At 67.0% G+C, this 15867-nt stretch carries 10 protein-coding genes; 6 read left to right on the forward strand and 4 right to left on the reverse strand.

Annotated features, from left to right (window positions below; translation table 11 throughout):
* Nucleotides 1-42 precede the first annotated feature (42 nt).
* Both R5H29_RS18420 and R5H29_RS18425 read right to left on the reverse strand, forming a co-directional pair.
* Nucleotides 43-1143 (reverse strand): hypothetical protein, encoded by a 1101-nt coding sequence (locus tag R5H29_RS18420; RefSeq protein WP_164144838.1) that lies wholly within the window; start codon nt 1141-1143, stop codon nt 43-45.
* Nucleotides 1140-1916 carry a hypothetical protein gene (locus tag R5H29_RS18425; protein ID WP_164144839.1) on the reverse strand — a complete coding sequence of 259 codons (777 nt, stop codon included), beginning with the start codon at nt 1914-1916 and terminating at the stop codon, nt 1140-1142. Before R5H29_RS18425 ends, R5H29_RS18420 begins: the two co-directional genes overlap by 4 nt.
* Nucleotides 1917-2038: 122 nt before the next feature.
* Between R5H29_RS18425 and R5H29_RS18430 the strand changes: the two genes are divergently transcribed.
* The 4 genes from R5H29_RS18430 (at nt 2039) to R5H29_RS18445 (ending at nt 9389) form a co-directional block, all read left to right on the forward strand.
* Nucleotides 2039-4186: a S46 family peptidase gene (locus R5H29_RS18430; protein ID WP_155030371.1), complete on the forward strand. Its 2148-nt coding sequence runs from the start codon at nt 2039-2041 to the stop codon at nt 4184-4186.
* Between the two features lie 135 nt (nt 4187-4321).
* The gene (locus tag R5H29_RS18435) at nt 4322-7780 is read left to right on the forward strand and encodes a PAS domain-containing hybrid sensor histidine kinase/response regulator (protein WP_332329586.1); all 3459 of its coding nucleotides are present in this window, start codon (nt 4322-4324) and stop codon (nt 7778-7780) included.
* 430 nt (nt 7781-8210) lie between these two features.
* Complete coding sequence (locus R5H29_RS18440) at nt 8211-8786, forward strand: manganese efflux pump MntP family protein (protein WP_111098073.1); 576 nt, start codon at nt 8211-8213, stop codon at nt 8784-8786.
* Nucleotides 8787-8933: 147 nt separating this feature from the next.
* On the forward strand, nt 8934-9389 hold the full coding sequence (locus tag R5H29_RS18445) for an REP-associated tyrosine transposase (protein WP_332329587.1): 456 nt from the start codon (nt 8934-8936) through the stop codon (nt 9387-9389).
* A 157-nt stretch (nt 9390-9546) separates the two neighbouring features.
* Here the strand turns inward: R5H29_RS18445 and R5H29_RS18450 are convergent, their stop codons facing one another.
* Both R5H29_RS18450 and acs read right to left on the reverse strand, forming a co-directional pair.
* Nucleotides 9547-10212 (reverse strand): response regulator transcription factor, encoded by a 666-nt coding sequence (locus R5H29_RS18450; RefSeq protein ID WP_111098071.1) that lies wholly within the window; start codon nt 10210-10212, stop codon nt 9547-9549.
* 80 nt (nt 10213-10292) lie between these two features.
* The gene (gene acs / locus R5H29_RS18455; protein WP_332329588.1) at nt 10293-12236 is read right to left on the reverse strand and encodes an acetate--CoA ligase; all 1944 of its coding nucleotides are present in this window, start codon (nt 12234-12236) and stop codon (nt 10293-10295) included.
* A 245-nt stretch (nt 12237-12481) separates the two neighbouring features.
* On the opposite strand from acs, the gene R5H29_RS18460 reads away from it, so the two are divergent.
* Together R5H29_RS18460 and R5H29_RS18465 are read left to right on the forward strand one after the other, a co-directional pair.
* Nucleotides 12482-13909 (forward strand): DcaP family trimeric outer membrane transporter, encoded by a 1428-nt coding sequence (locus R5H29_RS18460; RefSeq protein WP_058979243.1) that lies wholly within the window; start codon nt 12482-12484, stop codon nt 13907-13909.
* 127 nt (nt 13910-14036) lie between these two features.
* Nucleotides 14037-15698, forward strand: coding sequence for an MFS transporter (locus R5H29_RS18465; protein WP_005420402.1), 1662 nt, complete (start codon nt 14037-14039; stop codon nt 15696-15698).
* Nucleotides 15699-15867 lie beyond the last annotated feature (169 nt).

Here is a 15867-nt window from a genome sequence, read left to right on the forward strand (position 1 = left end):
GGGCGGCGCCCTTTCGTTGAAAGGGTCCGACCCCCGGCTTCTTCAGCTGCGGCGCAGCCGCTGGCGGTGCCCGGACAGGTCCATGCTCCACAGCAGCAGCGCACCCAGCAGCGCCGGCAGCACGCTGAGCACGGACAGCATCATCAGGAATGACACTGGCAATTCCATGCGGACGGGCTTGCCCCGGCGCAGCTGGTAGCGGATCCATGCCGTGGCCAGCACGGTCCAGGCCAGCAGCCAGCACAGCGGTGCCAACCACAGCGAAGGCGAGGGCACCCACAGGTAGACGGCGGTACCGACCACTGCGATGGCTGCGCAGGCGACCGGCAGGGCCAGCCAACGCAGCCGGGAAGGCGGCACGGACGGGTCTTCAGGGGCGCTCTGCCAGACGAACAGATGACGCAGGCCAATGGCCAGCAGCGTGCCGAGCAGTGGCGCCAGCGCTGCCGTGCCCAGCACGATCGCCCTGCGCTGCTCTTCCGACTGGTAGGGCAGCAGCGTGTTGGCGATCTGGGTGGTGGCCAACGCGATGAAGGCCATCAACGTCAGCGCCACGCTTGCCAGCAGTGCACGCAGCAATGACAACTGTGCCGCGGTGAGGCGGGTGACATCGCTGGCGCCGGCCCAGAAGCGGGCTTGGCCCGCATCGATGCCGGGCGGCAGAGGACGGTCCTCCTGGCAGCCCAGTACGTCCATCAACGCTGCGGCCTGGCGCGGCACGCGCAGCGGCAGCGCGGACATCAGGTTGCGCAGGTGCGAACGCGGTTCGCGCAGCTGCTGAAGGCGGCTGGCAGCGTCATCGTGGCTGGTCCAGCGTCCGCCACGCGCCTCCATCTGCTGGGCCAGCAGATCGGTCTGCGCGGGCAGTTGCAGCCAGTCCTGCCAGGCGTGTTCGGCCAGCTCGCGCAGTTCGCCTGGTGCCAGGCCGCAGCCCGCGTCGTCCCAGCCGAAGGCCTGGTAAAGCGCCGCGGCTTCGGACAGGTTCATGGGCGCCTGCCGCGCGCGCAGCGCCTGCAGCACCCTAGCACTGGCTTCAGCGCGCTCGTCCAGGGACCACTGGCTGCGCAGACCCTGCAGGTACACCGCGAAAGGTTGCGGGTCGGTGGATTTGGCGCGCTGCAGCAGGTCCATCCAGTTGCTCATGGGTTTGCCTCGTGTGGGGGCTGCAGGCTTGAACGATCACTGTCTGCATTGCCGGGGGAGCTGGAAAATGCCCCGCGGAGGATTGCGATGGCGGCCAGCAGGGCGCACGTCAGAAGCAGTGCCAAAGCGACCGTTCGCCGCGTGAAGCGTCTGCGTGACGGCACGGAATGGTGCAGGGCGTCGCATGCGGCCGCCCAGAACATGACCTGCCTGCGCTGCAATGGCGGTGGGAGCGCCACGTGCGCCATCACAGGCACGCCGACAAGGTAATGCAGCGTTTCACGCATTTCGTGCCGCGTGCGCGCGGACAGCGCCTGGATGCGCGCGCGCAGTGGGTGCCAGGGGCCACTGAGCCGGGCGACACGGGTGCGGGCCTGCACCACCGAAACCGGCGCATTCTCAAGATGCATGTAACGGGCGAGCGCGGTCTCGTTGCCTGGCACCAGCAACCAGCACAGGTGCATGCTGTGGCCGAGGGCGGCCATGTCGTAGCACTCGCGGATACTGTCCCGGTCATACCACTGGAAGCGGTCGGCCAGCTGCTCGAAGTTCGCTTGTGGGAACGGCGTAGTGCCCTTCATCAGCCGTTGCCAGGTTGCCAGGTTCACCGCGCCAGCATCCGCAGGGGGCTGCAGTTCCGGGGACTGCTGCAGCCAGGCTGCGAAGTCTGCCGGATCGCGTTGCTGACCGTTGCGGACGATGCGGTCGGCAAGCGCCTCGGCGGCAGATGGCCCTGTCGAATGCGTGGTGCCCAGATCGATTCCTGCGATCATCGGTCCTTCCCTAGTATCCGTGCCTGATTCTAGCCAGCATCGGTGCCCCCAACCATCAGCCGTTGCCCCATCCGGCCCCAGCGGCTATGGTCCCGGGCTGTTCAGTCGTACCGGATTGCCTCATGTCACCACGCAAAGCCCTTCCCACCGCCCTGGCCCTGGGCCTGACCCTCGCCGCCGGTGCCCACGCCGATGAAGGCATGTGGATGCCGACGCAGCTGCCGGAGCTGGCCAAGCCGCTGCAGGCCGCAGGTTTCAAGGGCAATCCGGCCGACCTGGCCAATGTCACCGCGCCGCCGCTGAGCGCCGTGGTGCGCGCCGGTGGTGGTACCGGTTCGTTCGTGTCCGCCGACGGCCTGCTGCTGACCAACCACCACGTGGCGATGGGCGTGATCCAGTACAACAGCTCGCCCGAGCACGACCTGATCACTGGTGGCTTCATCGCCAACGGCCGTGCCGACGAGCGCCCGGCCAACCCGGACTTCCGCGTGCTGGTCACCGTCGGCTTCGACAAGGTGACCGACCAGGTGCTGGCGCAGGCCCGCGGCAAGACCGGCCGTGCCTACTTCGATGCCGTCGATGCCGCCAGCAAGCAGATCGTGGCCGAGTGCGAGAAGGACGGCAGCGTGCGCTGCTCGGTGGCCAACATGTACTACGGCACCGACTTCTACCGGATCGCCCAGCTGGAACTGAGCGACGTGCGCCTGGTGTACGCGCCGCCGCGTGCGATCGGCAACTATGGCGATGAGATCGATAATTTCATGTGGCCGCGCCACACCGGCGACTTCACCCTGCTGCGCGCCTATGTCGGCAAGGACGGCAAGCCGGCCGCCTACAGCAAGGACAACGTGCCCTACCAGGCACCGGCGCACCTGCAGATGTCGGTGGAAGGCCCGAAGGAAGGCGACTACGCGATGCTGGCCGGTTACCCGGGCATCACCTATCGCCACCGTACCGCCGCCGAATTCGCCGGCCAGATCGATGCCGTGCTGCCGCGCCGCGTGTCGGTGTTCCAGCAGATGATCGACACCATCGAGGCCGCCACCGCCAAGGACGCGCAGGCGCGTACCCGCTATGCCTCGCAGCTGCAGTCGCTGAAGAACAACCGCAAGCGCGCCGCTGGCGAACTGGAAGGCCTGCTGCGCAGCGACGCCAAGGCCCAGCGTGCCGCCGACGAGACCGCGATGCTGGCCGCGACCGACCGCAAGTACCAGGGCGACATCAAGGCGTTGCTGGCCAACCTGTCGCAGGGCGCGGCGGTGGGCGAGCGTGACCTGCTGCTGGACCAGATCGCCGCGCAGAGCCAGCTGCTGCGCTCTGCGCTGCTGCTGGAGCGCCTGCGCATCGAATCGGCCAAGCCTGACGCGCAGCGCGAGAGCGGTTACCAGCAGCGCGACCAGGCGATGATCGAAGGCGTGCTCAAGCAGGTCCAGCGCCGCTACGCGCCGGAGGTCGAGAAGGCCCTGCTGACCACCCTGCTGACCCGTTACCAGCAGCTGCCGGACGCGCAGCGCGTGGCCGAGTTCGACGCCGCCTTCGGCCGCACCCCGCAGCAGCTGGCCACGGCGCTGGACACCCTGTACGCCGGAACCCAGCTGGGCGATGAGGCGCAGCGCCTGTCGCGCTTTGCCGCCGCACGCGAAGGCAAGGCCCTGGCCGCCGATCCGCTGATCGCCGTGGCCGGCCCGCTGGTGGCCGCGCAGCTGCGCATCGAAAACGAGAGCAAGACCCGCGAAGGCGAGCAGTTGCGCCTGCGCCCGGCCTACATGCAGGCGCTGTTCGCCTGGCGTGCCAAGCAGGGCCGCGCCGTGTACCCGGATGCCAACCGCACCCTGCGCATCAGCTACGGCAGGGTCGAGGCACTGCACCCGCGCGATGGCGTGACCTACTCGCCGGTGACCACCGTGGCCGGCATCGTCGAGAAGAACACCAACGCCTATCCGTTCGACGCACCCAAGCCGCTGCTGGCCGCGATCGCCAAGGGTGACTTCGGCAGCACTGCCGACCCGGCGCTGAAGACCCAGACGGTCAACTTCCTGACCAACCTGGACACCACCGGCGGCAACTCCGGCTCGCCGGTGCTCAACGCCAAGGGCGAACTGATCGGCCTGAACTTCGACAGCAACTGGGAATCGGTCAGCGCCAGCTGGTGGTTCGACCCGCGCTACAAGCGCGCCGTGCACGTGGACATGCGCTACCTGCGCTGGCTGCTGGCCAAGGTCTACCCGGCGCCGGAACTGCTGAAGGAAATGGGCGTGCCGGCCCAGTAAGAAGCCGGCCACGACCCACGGTCGTGGCCCGCACCGCGTAAGCCCCCACACTGGTGGGGGCGGTTGCCCCCAACGAGCCCGTACACCCGGCCGCGCCTGGCCTACACTGCGGGTTCCTCCGACGGAAACACACGCGTGGTCTCCAGTTGGGTCCTGCTGCTGGTCTCGGTTGCCTATGCCGCGCTGCTGTTCGGCGTGGCGTGGTGGGGCGACCGTCGGCCGATGTATCCCGACCGGCCGTGGCTGCGGCCGGTGGTGTACAGCCTGGCGCTGGCCGTGTACTGCTCGTCGTGGACCTTCTACGGCGCGGTCGGCACCGCTGTGCGCAATGGCGTGGGCTATCTGCCGATCTACATCGGCCCGCTGCTGCTGCTGCTGTTCGGCTGGCGCATCATCGAGCGCCTGGCGCTGATCGCGCGCAGCCAGAACGTGGTCTCCATTGCTGATTTCATCTCCTCGCGCTTCGGCCGCTCGCGGCGGCTGGCGGCGCTGGTGGCGATCATCGCGCTGATCGGCATCATTCCGTACCTGGCGCTGCAGTACAAGGCGGTGGCGATGAGCCTGCAGGTCCTGACCGGCAACACCGGCCCGACCGGCTTCTTCACCGATCCCGCGCTGTACGTGGCGCTGCTGATGGCGCTGTTCGCCACCCTGTTCGGTACCCGCCAGGTCGATGCCACCGAGCACCATCACGGCATGATGCTGGCGATCGCCTTCGAATCGGTGATCAAGCTGCTGGCGATGCTGGCCGTGGGCGTGTTCGCCTACCTCTGGCTGAGCAATCGCACCGACGCGGTGGTCGAGTCGGTGCATACGCTGTTCACCGGCCTGCCGCCGGTGGGCTTCATCTCGCAGACCCTGCTCAGTTTCCTGGCCATCATCTGCCTGCCGCGCCAGTTCCACGTGGCCGTGGTCGAGTGCGGCGATGTGCGCGACGTGCGCCGCGCGCGCTGGATGTTCGGCGGCTACCTGGTGCTGATCTCGGGCATGGTGCTGCCGATCGCCACCGCCGGCGTGACCCTGTTCGGCACCGGCGGCAGCGTCGCCGACGACTCGATGGTGCTGGCCCTGCCGCTGGCCGAGGGCCGCAACGCACTGGCGCTGATCGCGTACGTGGGCGGCTTTTCGGCGGCCACCGGCATGGTCATCGTGTCGTCCATCGCGCTGGCCACCATGGTCAGCAACGACCTGGTGATGCCGGTGCTGCTGCGTCGCAGCGGCGACCACCAGGAGGCCGCCGACGTCGCCTCGCGCGTGCTGTGGATCCGCCGCCTGGCGATCCTGCTGCTGGCGCTGATGGCGTACAGCTACTACCGCACCAGCAGCAACGACAGCACGTTGGCCTCGTACGGCCTGATGGCGTTCGCGGCGGTAGCGCAGTTCGCGCCCGGCCTGATCGGCGGCCTGTACTGGCGCGGTGCCAGCCGGCGCGGCGTCGAAGTGGGCATGCTGCTGGGCTTCGCCACCTGGCTGTACACCCTGCTGCTGCCGGCGATGACCATGGCCGGCTGGGTCGACGCCGCCTGGGTGCAGCACGGCCCGTTCGGCATCGAGTGGCTGCGTCCGCAGCAGCTGTTCGGCATGTCCGGCTGGGATCCGCTGACCCACGGCACGTTCTGGTCGCTGCTGGTCAACGCGGCGACGATGATGCTGGTGTCCGCGCGCTGGCGCCCCGGTGTGGACGAGCGGCTGCGCGCCGCGCCGTTCCTCGACCCGTATGCCGAGCGCCCGTCGGTGGCCGGTGGCTGGCCCGGCCACGTGCATGTGGGCGACCTGCTGGCACTGGCCTCGCGCGTGGTCGGAGAGCGCCACGCGCGGCGTTCGTTTTTCGAGCAGGCACAGTCGCTGGGGCGCGAGCTTCAGTCCTCGGCGCCTGCGGACCGCCCCTGGGTACAATTCACCGAACGGCTGCTGGCCGCCTCGATTGGTGCGGCATCGGCGCGCCTGCTGCTCACCAGCCTGCTGCGTGGCTCGGGCATGGACCTGGGTGAAGTGGTGGCGGTACTGGACGAAGCCGGGCAGGAACTGCGCTTCAACCGCGAGATCCTGTCGACCACGCTGGAGAACATCAGCGCCGGGGTCAGCGTGGTCGATCCGGACATGCGCCTGACCGCGTGGAACCGCCGCTACCAGGACATGTTCGGCTACCCCGACGGCATGCTCTACGTGGGCCGCCCGGTGGCCGACCTGATCCGCTACAACGCCGAGCGCGGCGAGCTGGGCGAGGGCGATATCGAAGTGCAGATCAACCGCCGCATCGGCTACATGCGCGCCGGCTCACCGCATGTGTTCGAGCGCACCCGCAGCGACGGCAAGGTGATCGAAATGCGCGGCCAGGCACTGCCCGGCGGCGGTTACGTGACCAGCTACAACGACATCACCGACTACAAGCATGCGGAAAAGGCGCTGCTGGAGGCCAACGAAACGCTGGAGCAGCGCGTGGCCGAGCGCTCGCATGAGGCCGAGGTCGCGCAGCAGTCGAAGACCCGCTTCCTGGCGGCGATCAGCCACGACGTGCTGCAGCCGCTGAACGCAGCACGACTGTTCGCTTCGGCACTGCGCGACAGTGAACACGTCAGCGACGAGCAGAAGCATCTGGCCGAACGCGTGGATGCGTCGCTGCGCGCGGCCGAAGAACTGCTGGATGGCCTGCTGGACGTGTCGCGGCTGGATGCCGGTGGCCTGCACCCGGTGATCGGCGAGTTCGACGTGAGTGCGTTGATGCGCGAACTGGCGGCGCAGTACACGCCGGTCGCCGCCGGTCGTGGCCTGCGCCTGGACCTGTTCGCGCGCGCGGCATGGGTGCGCAGTGATCGCCGGCTGCTGCGCCGCGTGCTGCAGAACTTCCTGGCCAATGCGCTGCGCTACACGCGGCAAGGGCGCATCGTGCTGGCCGTGCGCCAGCGCGGCGACGAAGTGGAACTGCAGGTGTGGGATACCGGCCCGGGCATTCCCGAACACCATATGCGGCAGATCTTCGACGAGTTCCACCGCTACCAGCAGCCGTTCGACTGGGGAGAGCAGGGTCTGGGCCTGGGCCTGTCGATATGCCAGCGCATCTCGCGCCTGCTCGATCATCGGTTGAACGCACGCAGCCGGGTCGGCAAGGGTTCGATGTTCTCGATCATCCTGCCACGGGTTGCGCCCTTGCCCGGCTACACCGAGCCTGCCAAGGCGACCCAGGCCGTGGCCACACCGGTGCGCAGCGATTCGCTGGCGGGCCTGCGGGTGCTGTGCGTGGACAACGACGAGGAAATCCTCGACGGCATGCGCGCGCTGCTCGGCCGCTGGCAGGTGCAGGTGATCACTGCCGCCACCGTCGACCAGGCGCTGGATAAGATCGCCGAGCGCCCGCAGGTGATGCTGGTGGACTACCACCTGCATGACCGCATGGACGGCCTTGATGCGCTGGTGGCGCTGCGCGAGGCGGCCGGCTATCCGCTGCCGGGTGCGCTGCTGACCGCCGATGGCCGCGACGAGCTGAAGCGGATGGCGCGCGAGCGTGGCTACCGCGTGCTGACCAAGCCGATCAAGCCGGCCTCGCTGCGCGCCTTCCTCGGCGCGCTGCGCGACGCCGGCAATAGCGACGCCTGATTGGCAACTGTAGAGCCGAGCCTACGCTCGGCTCCTGCGCGCGGCATGGTGTTCCGTGGCCCGGACGAACAGCAGCCGAGCATTGGTCGGCTCTACAAGAATCCACTTGCGCGGCCCCTCTGTAGAGCCGAGCCTATGCTCGGCTTCCGCGCGCTGCACGGCGCCGATATAGCCATCGCTATACAAACCAGCCCTGCCTGCGCGTTTCGATGGAAATGCGCCACGCGCGGATCGCGATGCTAAGCTTCGCGTCCCCTTGGGGAGTAGCCGGATTCCTTCGCAGGAATCGTCCACGTCAACACACTCGGCCAGTGCGCCGTGGCGTGGACAACCATGATGGTTGGCGAGACCAGCGGCCCGCGCGCGCAACGTCAGGTTGGGCGCGAGCGCGAGCCGTGCGTCCGTCCTTGCCCGACCTCAGCAGCCGCCAATGTCCCCCATTTCGATCCTCCTGATCGGCTTTGCCATGTCCACCGATGCCTTCGCCGCGGCGATCGGCAAGGGTGCGGCGATGCGCAAGCCGGTGTTCCGCGATGCGCTGCGCGCCGGCATCATCTTCGGCGTCATCGAGGCGATCACACCGATCATCGGCTGGTTGCTCGGCCGTGCCGCCCTGCAGTACGTGGAAGCATTCGACCACTGGATCGCCTTCGGCCTGCTCGGTGCGCTGGGCATCCACATGATCTACAACGGCCTGCGCCCGGACAGTGCCGAGGAAGACGAAGACCCTTCGCAGCACCACGGCTTCTGGAAGCTGGCGCTGACCGGTTTCGCCACCAGCATCGACGCGATGGCCGTGGGCATCGGCCTGGCCTTCATGGACGTGCATATCGGCGTGATGGCGGCGGTCATCGGTCTGTGCACGCTGACGATGGTCACCGTCGGCATCATGCTCGGCCGCGTGCTGGGCAGCATGGTCGGCAAGCGTGCCGAGATCATCGGCGGCGTGATCCTGATGATCATCGGCGCGACGATCCTGTACGAACACCTGCACGGCGTGGGGTAAGCAGGGAAATCTGTAGAGCCGAGCCCACGCTCGGTTGCTTTGCATGTCAGCCGAGCATGGGCTCGGCTCTACATCAGGGTTTTGGCTGACAAGCATTGCGGTGTTGCACCGATGGAAGGGCTGTCATGCGTGCCATAGCCTCTTCGCATGGCCAGTCCTGCACTCCGCTTTGGTCGCTGGTCGCAGACCGGCAATGTCTACGCGATCACGGCTGTGACACGCGCACGCCGTCCTTGGTTCGACGACAAGGCCAACGTCGATCTGCTGATCGAAGCGCTGCGCACCGTAGAGCGAACGGGGCGGACCTCCTCCCTGGCCTGGGTGATCATGCCGGACCACCTGCATTGGTTGATCGAGCTGCGTACGGGCACGCTGGCCGGCTGCATGCAGATCCTGAAGTCCCGGAGTGGAAGATCCATCGCCAGGCGCGTTGATGCCAACGCGCCGATCTGGCAGCCGGGATACTACGACCACGCGCTGCGCAGCGATGAATGCCTGCACACGCAGGCGGTGTATATCGCGGCCAATCCGGTGCGTGCTGGGCTGGCCACGCGCATCGGGGAATACCCCTATGTGTGGAGTCGATGGCCGCTTGAAGCGTGATCTGGAACCTGGCGAAGAGCAACCGAGCATGGGCTCGGCTCTACAAAGGCAGGTGCTGTGGAGTCCTGTAGAGCCGAGCCTGCGCTCGGCTCACGTGCGTAGCGCGGGCTTCAGGCGAACAGCAGCCGAGCATGGGCTCGGCTCTACAGCGGAGGTCTCAGTCTTCTTCCGGCGGCAGTACGATGGCGTCGTCGTCGATCGCCAGCTTGCCGGCCATCAGCACGGCCTGGGTGCGGTTGGTTACGCCCAGCTTGCGCAGGATGGCGGTGACGTGGGCCTTGATCGTCGCTTCGGAGACGTTGAGGTCGTAGGCGATCTGCTTGTTCAAGCGCCCGGCGCCCAGCATCTGCAGGACGCGGAACTGCTGCGGGGTCAGCTCGCGCAGGCGCTGGCCGACTTCGCGTTCTTCGCTGCCGGTAGGCGGCACGTTGTGCGCTTCCGGCGGTGCCCAGGTCTCGCCATCGAGGATGGCGCCCAGCGCATGGCCGATGGTGTCCGAATCCGCAGACTTCGGAATGAAGCCCAGCGCACCGTGGTCGAGCGCGCGGCGCATCACCGTGGCCTCCTCACGTGCGGACACCACCACCACCGGCAGGTGCGGGTGCAGCGAGCGCATGTGCACCAGCGCGTTGAAACCCTGCGCACCGGGCATGTTGAGGTCCATCAGGACCAGGTCGGCGTCGTTGTGCTGGTCGGCCAGCGCGTACAGCGCTTCCACGCTGTCGGCCTCGAACAGCTGCACGCCGGGGATGACCCGCTGCACGGCCCCACGCAGGGCCTCGCGGAACAGCGGGTGGTCATCGGCAATCAGGAGGGTGGTCATGGTCGGGGGGAACCGTGGGGGAAAGCAGATGGGGTCAGAGCCCTTTCCTTGCGGAAAGGGATCCGACCCCGGGTCGTACGTCAGCGCACCTTGCGCTCGTCCACCAGCGACGCCACCACCGACGGGTCGGCCAGGGTCGAGGTGTCGCCAAGCTGGTCCGGCGCGTTCTCGGCGATCTTGCGCAGGATGCGGCGCATGATCTTGCCCGAGCGGGTCTTCGGCAGGCCCGGCGCCCACTGCAGGTGGTCCGGCGTGGCGATCGGGCCGATCTCCTTGCGCACCCAGGCGATCAGTTCCTTGTGCAGTTCATCGCTCGGTGCCTCTTCGGCCACCAGGGTGACGTAGGCGTAGATGCCCTGGCCCTTGACGTCGTGCGGGAAGCCGACCACGGCCGCCTCGGCCACCTTCGGGTGCGAGACCAGCGCGCTTTCCACTTCGGCGGTGCCGATGCGATGGCCGGACACATTGATCACGTCGTCGACGCGGCCGGTGATCCAGTAGTAGCCGTCCTCGTCGCGGCGGCAACCGTCGCCGGTGAAGTAGCTGCCCGGGTAGGTGCGGAAATAGGTGTCGATGAAGCGCTGGTGGTCGCCGTAGACCGTGCGCATCTGGCCCGGCCAGGAATCACGGATGATCAGGTTGCCCTCGGTCGGGCCGTCCTGGATCTCGCCATCGGCATTGACCAGCGCCGGCTGCACGCCGAAGAAGGGCAGGGTGGCCGAACCCGGCTTGAGGTCCATCGCACCGGCCAGCGGCGAGATCAGGATGCCGCCGGTCTCGGTCTGCCACCAGGTATCGACGATCGGGCAGCGGCTGTCGCCGACCACTTCGTAGTACCAGCGCCAGGCTTCCGGATTGATCGGCTCGCCGACGCTGCCGAGCAGGCGCAGCGACGCGCGCGAGGTCTTCTTCACCGGCTCCTCGCCTTCGCGCATCAGCGCACGGATGGCGGTCGGGGCGGTGTAGAAGATGGTCACCTTGTGCTTGTCGATGACGTTCCAGAAGCGCGAGGTGTCCGGGTAGTTCGGCACGCCTTCGAACATCAGCGAGGTCGCACCGTTGGCCAGCGGACCGTACACGATGTAGCTGTGGCCGGTGACCCAGCCGACGTCGGCGGTGCACCAGTAGATGTCGTCCTCGCGCAGGTCGAACACCGCTTCATGGGTGTAGGCCGCATACAGCAGGTAGCCGCCGGTGGTGTGCAGCACACCCTTCGGCTTGCCGGTGGAACCGGAGGTGTAGAGGATGAACAACGGGTCTTCCGCGTTCATGCGTTCCGGTTCGCAGGTGGACGGCTGGCTGTCCACCACATCGTGGAACCAGCGGTCGCGCGGGGCCTGCATGTCCACGGCACCGCCGGTGTGGCGCACCACCAGCACGGTTTCCACGGTATTGGTGCCCGGCAGCTTCAGCGCGGCATCGACGTTGGCCTTCAGCGGAATCTTTCGACCACCACGCAGGCCCTCGTCGGCGGTGATGATCAGCTTGCTCTGGCAGTCGCTGACGCGGTCGGCGATCGAGTTCGGCGCGAAGCCACCGAACACCACCGAGTGGATCGCACCGATGCGCGCGCAGGCCAGCATGGCCACCGCGGCGTCGACGATCATCGGCAGGTAGATGGTGACGCGGTCGCCTTTCTTGACCCCAAGGTTGCGCAGCGCATTGCCGAGGCGGCAGGTGCGCTCATACAGTTCGCGATAGGTCACGTGCTGGGCCGGTGCATCCGGGCCGTCCGGCTCGAACAGCAGGGCGGTCTTGTCGGCGCGCGTTTCCAGCTGGCGATCCAGGCAGTTCACGCTGGCATTGAGCTCGCCATCCTCGAACCACTTGATGCGGAAGTCGGACAGGTCATAGCTGACGTTCCTGATCTTCGCCGGCTTGCGCATCCATTGCAGGCGCTCGGCGGCCTTGCCCCAGAATCCATCCGGATCGGCCACCGACGCCTGGTACTGCTGTTCATAGGTCTTCTTGTCGATGCGTGCCTTGGCGGCGAACTGCGGATCGACGGGGTAGATATCAGCCATGGCACCCTCACTTGCACGTTGACTTTGTATGTGCGGTCGCAGCATTGCAACGACCGATCCCCCTCAGTTTGCCCCATCCACCCCCGGCCGCGTCACCACCCCGGTTAGACCATGGTCGAAAGTGAGCGCCTTGCAGGCCCGGGTTCGACCAATGGCGAATAGCCGCTATACATAATCGCCCCGCAGTCTCGGCTCGACCGTGCCCCACGCGCGGCATCACCTTGCCACTTGGGAGAGAGGGCAACATGAGCCACCGTACGTTGAAAGCCGTGCGCACACCTTTGGCGGCCTGCCTGCTGGTCGCCCTGGTCGCACCGGGCATGGCGTTCGCAGAGACCGCCAAAGAGAAGGCACTGGAAGCACGCGTTGCCGAACTGGAACGCCAGGTCCAGCTGCTGCTGTCTTCGCAGCAACAACAACAGACCCAGATCAGCCAGACCCAGCAGGCCGTGACCGAAGTGCGCACGGTGCAGGCCGAGCAGAAGCCGGTCGCACAGGTGCCGGCCGGCAAGCAGCCGATCCAGGTCACCACCCTCACCCCGGGCGCCGCGCCGGGCACCACGGTCAAGATCGGCGGCTTCATCAAGGCCGACTTCCTGGCCACCCAGACCAGCGATGGCCAGCTGGCCGACGACGCGACCGGCCGTTCGCTGTACCTGCCGGGCCAGACCCCGGTCGAAGGCGCTGGCGGCAGCGGCAAGCGCTCGGGCACCGATTTCAACGCCCATGCCAAGTTCTCGCGCTTCAACCTGGGCATCGACAACGTCAGCGAATCGGGCAACAAGGCCGGTGCGTTCTTCGAGATGGACTTCTTCGGCAACTCGCTGGGCAACCAGACTGCCACCAATACCTACGGTGTGACCCTGCGCCACGCCTACATGTACTGGAACAACTGGCTGGCCGGCCAGACCTGGTCCAACTTCATGGACGCGGCCGCACTGCCCGAAGCGGTCGACTTCGTCGGCCCAACCGACGGCGTGATCTTCGTGCGCCAGGCGCAGGTGCGCTACACCCAGGGCGGCTTCAGTGTCGCGCTGGAAAACCCGGAAACCACCACCCTCACCGGCACCCGCAACCCGGTCACCGGCGCCTGGACCAACGCCAGCGCCAACTCCGACCGTGGCAGCCTGCCCGACCTGACCCTGCGCTATGGCTGGAAGGGCGACTGGGGCACCTTCGGCGTCGGCGGCATCGTCCGTCAGCTGAAGGTCGACAACCAGGCCACCGGCGCGAAGGCCGACAAGGTGGCCGGCGGCCTGACCCTGGGCGGCAAGTGGGTGATGGGTGACAGCGATTCGCTGCACTACCAGCTGACCGGCGGCGAAGGCATCGCCCGCTACATCGGCCTGGGCATCACCGCCGACAGTGCCTACGACGTGGCCCGCGACGAGCTCAACCCGACCGGCGTGCTGGCCGGCTACGTCGGCTGGCGGCATGCGTTCTCGCCGAAGCTGCGCACCAACCTGATCTACGCGCGAAGCGACTACGACAACGACAGCATCCTCGGCCCGCTGGTGACCAAGAGCGTGCAGAGCGTCCGCGGCAACATCTTCTATTCACCGCTACCCAAGGTCGATATCGGCGCCGAGCTGATGTATGGCCGTCGCGAAGTGGAGAACGGCAACAAGGGTGACATCACCCGGTTGCAGTTCACTACGAAGTACAGCTTCTAAGAGCGTGCCGGCCAGCGGCCGGCACCTACCGAGATGGGGTGCCGGCCAAGGTCGGCATCTACCGAATTGAGTGCCGACCAACGGTCGGCACCCACCAACAACGATTGCTTCGGAGGGGAAGCGTCCCATGTCCAGTACACCCAGCACCGCACATAAAGCGGGCACCCTGACCAAGGGCCACAAGAAGGTCATCTTCGCATCGAGCCTCGGCACGGTGTTCGAGTGGTATGACTTCTTCCTGTACGGCTCGCTCGCGGCCATCATCGCCAAGCAGTTCTTCAGTGGCGTCAATGAAACCACGGGCATGATCTTCGCCCTGCTGGCGTTCGCCGCCGGCTTCTTCGTACGCCCGTTCGGCGCGGCCTTCTTCGGCAGCCTCGGCGACCGCATCGGCCGCAAGTACACCTTCCTGGTCACCATCCTGATCATGGGCATTTCGACCTTCCTGGTCGGCGTGCTGCCCAACTACGCCTCGATCGGTTTCGCCGCTCCGGTGATCCTGATCATCCTGCGGCTGGCCCAGGGCCTGGCGATGGGCGGCGAGTACGGCGGTGCCGCCACCTACGTGGCCGAGCACGCGCCGGACGACAAGCGTGGCCTGTACACCAGCTTCATCCAGTGCACCGCCACGCTCGGCCTCTTCCTGTCGCTGCTGATCATCCTGGCCTGCCGCATGACGCTGGGCAACGAGGCCTTCGAGGCCTGGGGCTGGCGCATTCCGTTCCTGGTGTCGATCCTGCTGCTGGGCATTTCGGTATGGATCCGCCTGCAGCTGAGCGAATCGCCGCTGTTCCAGCAGATGAAGGCTGAAGGCAAGGGCTCCAAGACCCCGTTCCGCGACAGCCTGAAGGGCGGCAACCTGAAGCTGATGTTGCTGGTCCTGCTCGGTGCAGCGGCTGGCCAGGCCGTGGTCTGGTACGGCGGACAGTTCTACGCGCTGTTCTTCCTCAGCAGCATGCTGAAGGTCGATGCCACCACCTCCTACCTGCTGATCGCCGCAGCGCTGGCACTGGGCACGCCGTTCTTCATCTTCTTCGGCTGGCTGTCCGACCGCATCGGCCGCAAGAAGATCATCCTGGCCGGCTGCCTGCTGGCGGCCATCACCTACATCCCGATCTTCAAGGGCCTGACCCACTTCGCCAACCCGGCCATCGAAGAAGCGCGCAGCAGCTCCCCGGCACTGGTCGTCGCCGACCCGGCCACCTGCTCGTTCCAGTTCGATCCGGTGGGCCTGCGCAAGTTCACCAGCTCCTGCGACGTGGCGACCGCCGCGTTGACCAAGGCCGGTGTGCCGTACGACGTGCAGCCCGCCGCCGCCGGTTCGCTGGCGATGGTGAACGTGGGCAGTGCCAGCGTCACCTCGTATGAGGCCGCCGGCCTGACCAAGGAAGAAGGCAAGGCCAAGGCCGATGCGTTCGGCGCGGAACTGAAGACCGCCCTGACCTCTGCCGGCTACCCGGCCAAGGCCGATGGTGCGCGCATCAACATTGCCGGCACCATCTTCATGCTGTGGCTGCTGGTGCTGTACGTGACCATGGTCTACGGCCCGATCGCCGCCTACCTGGTGGAACTGTTCCCGACCCGCATCCGCTACACCTCGATGTCGCTGCCGTACCACATCGGCAACGGCTGGTTCGGTGGCTTCCTGCCGGCGATCTCGTTCGCGCTGGTGGCCGGTACCGGCAACCTGTACTACGGCCTGTGGTACCCGATTGCGATCGCACTGATGTCGGTGGTGATCGGCGGCCTGTTCCTGCGCGAAACCAAGAACGTGGATATCACCAAGTAACCGGCGTGCCGACCAACGGTCGGTACCCACCGCGTTTCAGGGGCCGCGGTGCAGACCGCGGCCTTTCTGTTTTCTGCGCCGTGTCATTTCGGCTCGCATTCCGGTAGTGCCGGCCGCTGGCCGGCAACCCCATGAATCTCCGCAGACATGAACCCATTGCCGGCCAGCG

Source organism: Stenotrophomonas sp. A3_2 (genome assembly GCF_036624925.1).
GTDB lineage: Bacteria > Pseudomonadota > Gammaproteobacteria > Xanthomonadales > Xanthomonadaceae > Stenotrophomonas > Stenotrophomonas hibiscicola.

Coding starts and splice junctions, on each gene's coding strand:
- acs (WP_332329588.1), bottom strand. CDS start 12,236: ATGGCTGATATCTACCCCGTCGATCCGCAGTTCGCCGCCAAGGCACGC.
- R5H29_RS18460 (WP_058979243.1), top strand. CDS start 12,482: ATGAGCCACCGTACGTTGAAAGCCGTGCGCACACCTTTGGCGGCCTGC.
- R5H29_RS18425 (WP_164144839.1), bottom strand. CDS start 1,916: ATGATCGCAGGAATCGATCTGGGCACCACGCATTCGACAGGGCCATCT.
- R5H29_RS18445 (WP_332329587.1), top strand. CDS start 8,934: ATGGCCAGTCCTGCACTCCGCTTTGGTCGCTGGTCGCAGACCGGCAAT.
- R5H29_RS18440 (WP_111098073.1), top strand. CDS start 8,211: ATGTCCCCCATTTCGATCCTCCTGATCGGCTTTGCCATGTCCACCGAT.
- R5H29_RS18465 (WP_005420402.1), top strand. CDS start 14,037: ATGTCCAGTACACCCAGCACCGCACATAAAGCGGGCACCCTGACCAAG.
- R5H29_RS18450 (WP_111098071.1), bottom strand. CDS start 10,212: ATGACCACCCTCCTGATTGCCGATGACCACCCGCTGTTCCGCGAGGCC.
- R5H29_RS18420 (WP_164144838.1), bottom strand. CDS start 1,143: ATGAGCAACTGGATGGACCTGCTGCAGCGCGCCAAATCCACCGACCCG.
- R5H29_RS18430 (WP_155030371.1), top strand. CDS start 2,039: ATGTCACCACGCAAAGCCCTTCCCACCGCCCTGGCCCTGGGCCTGACC.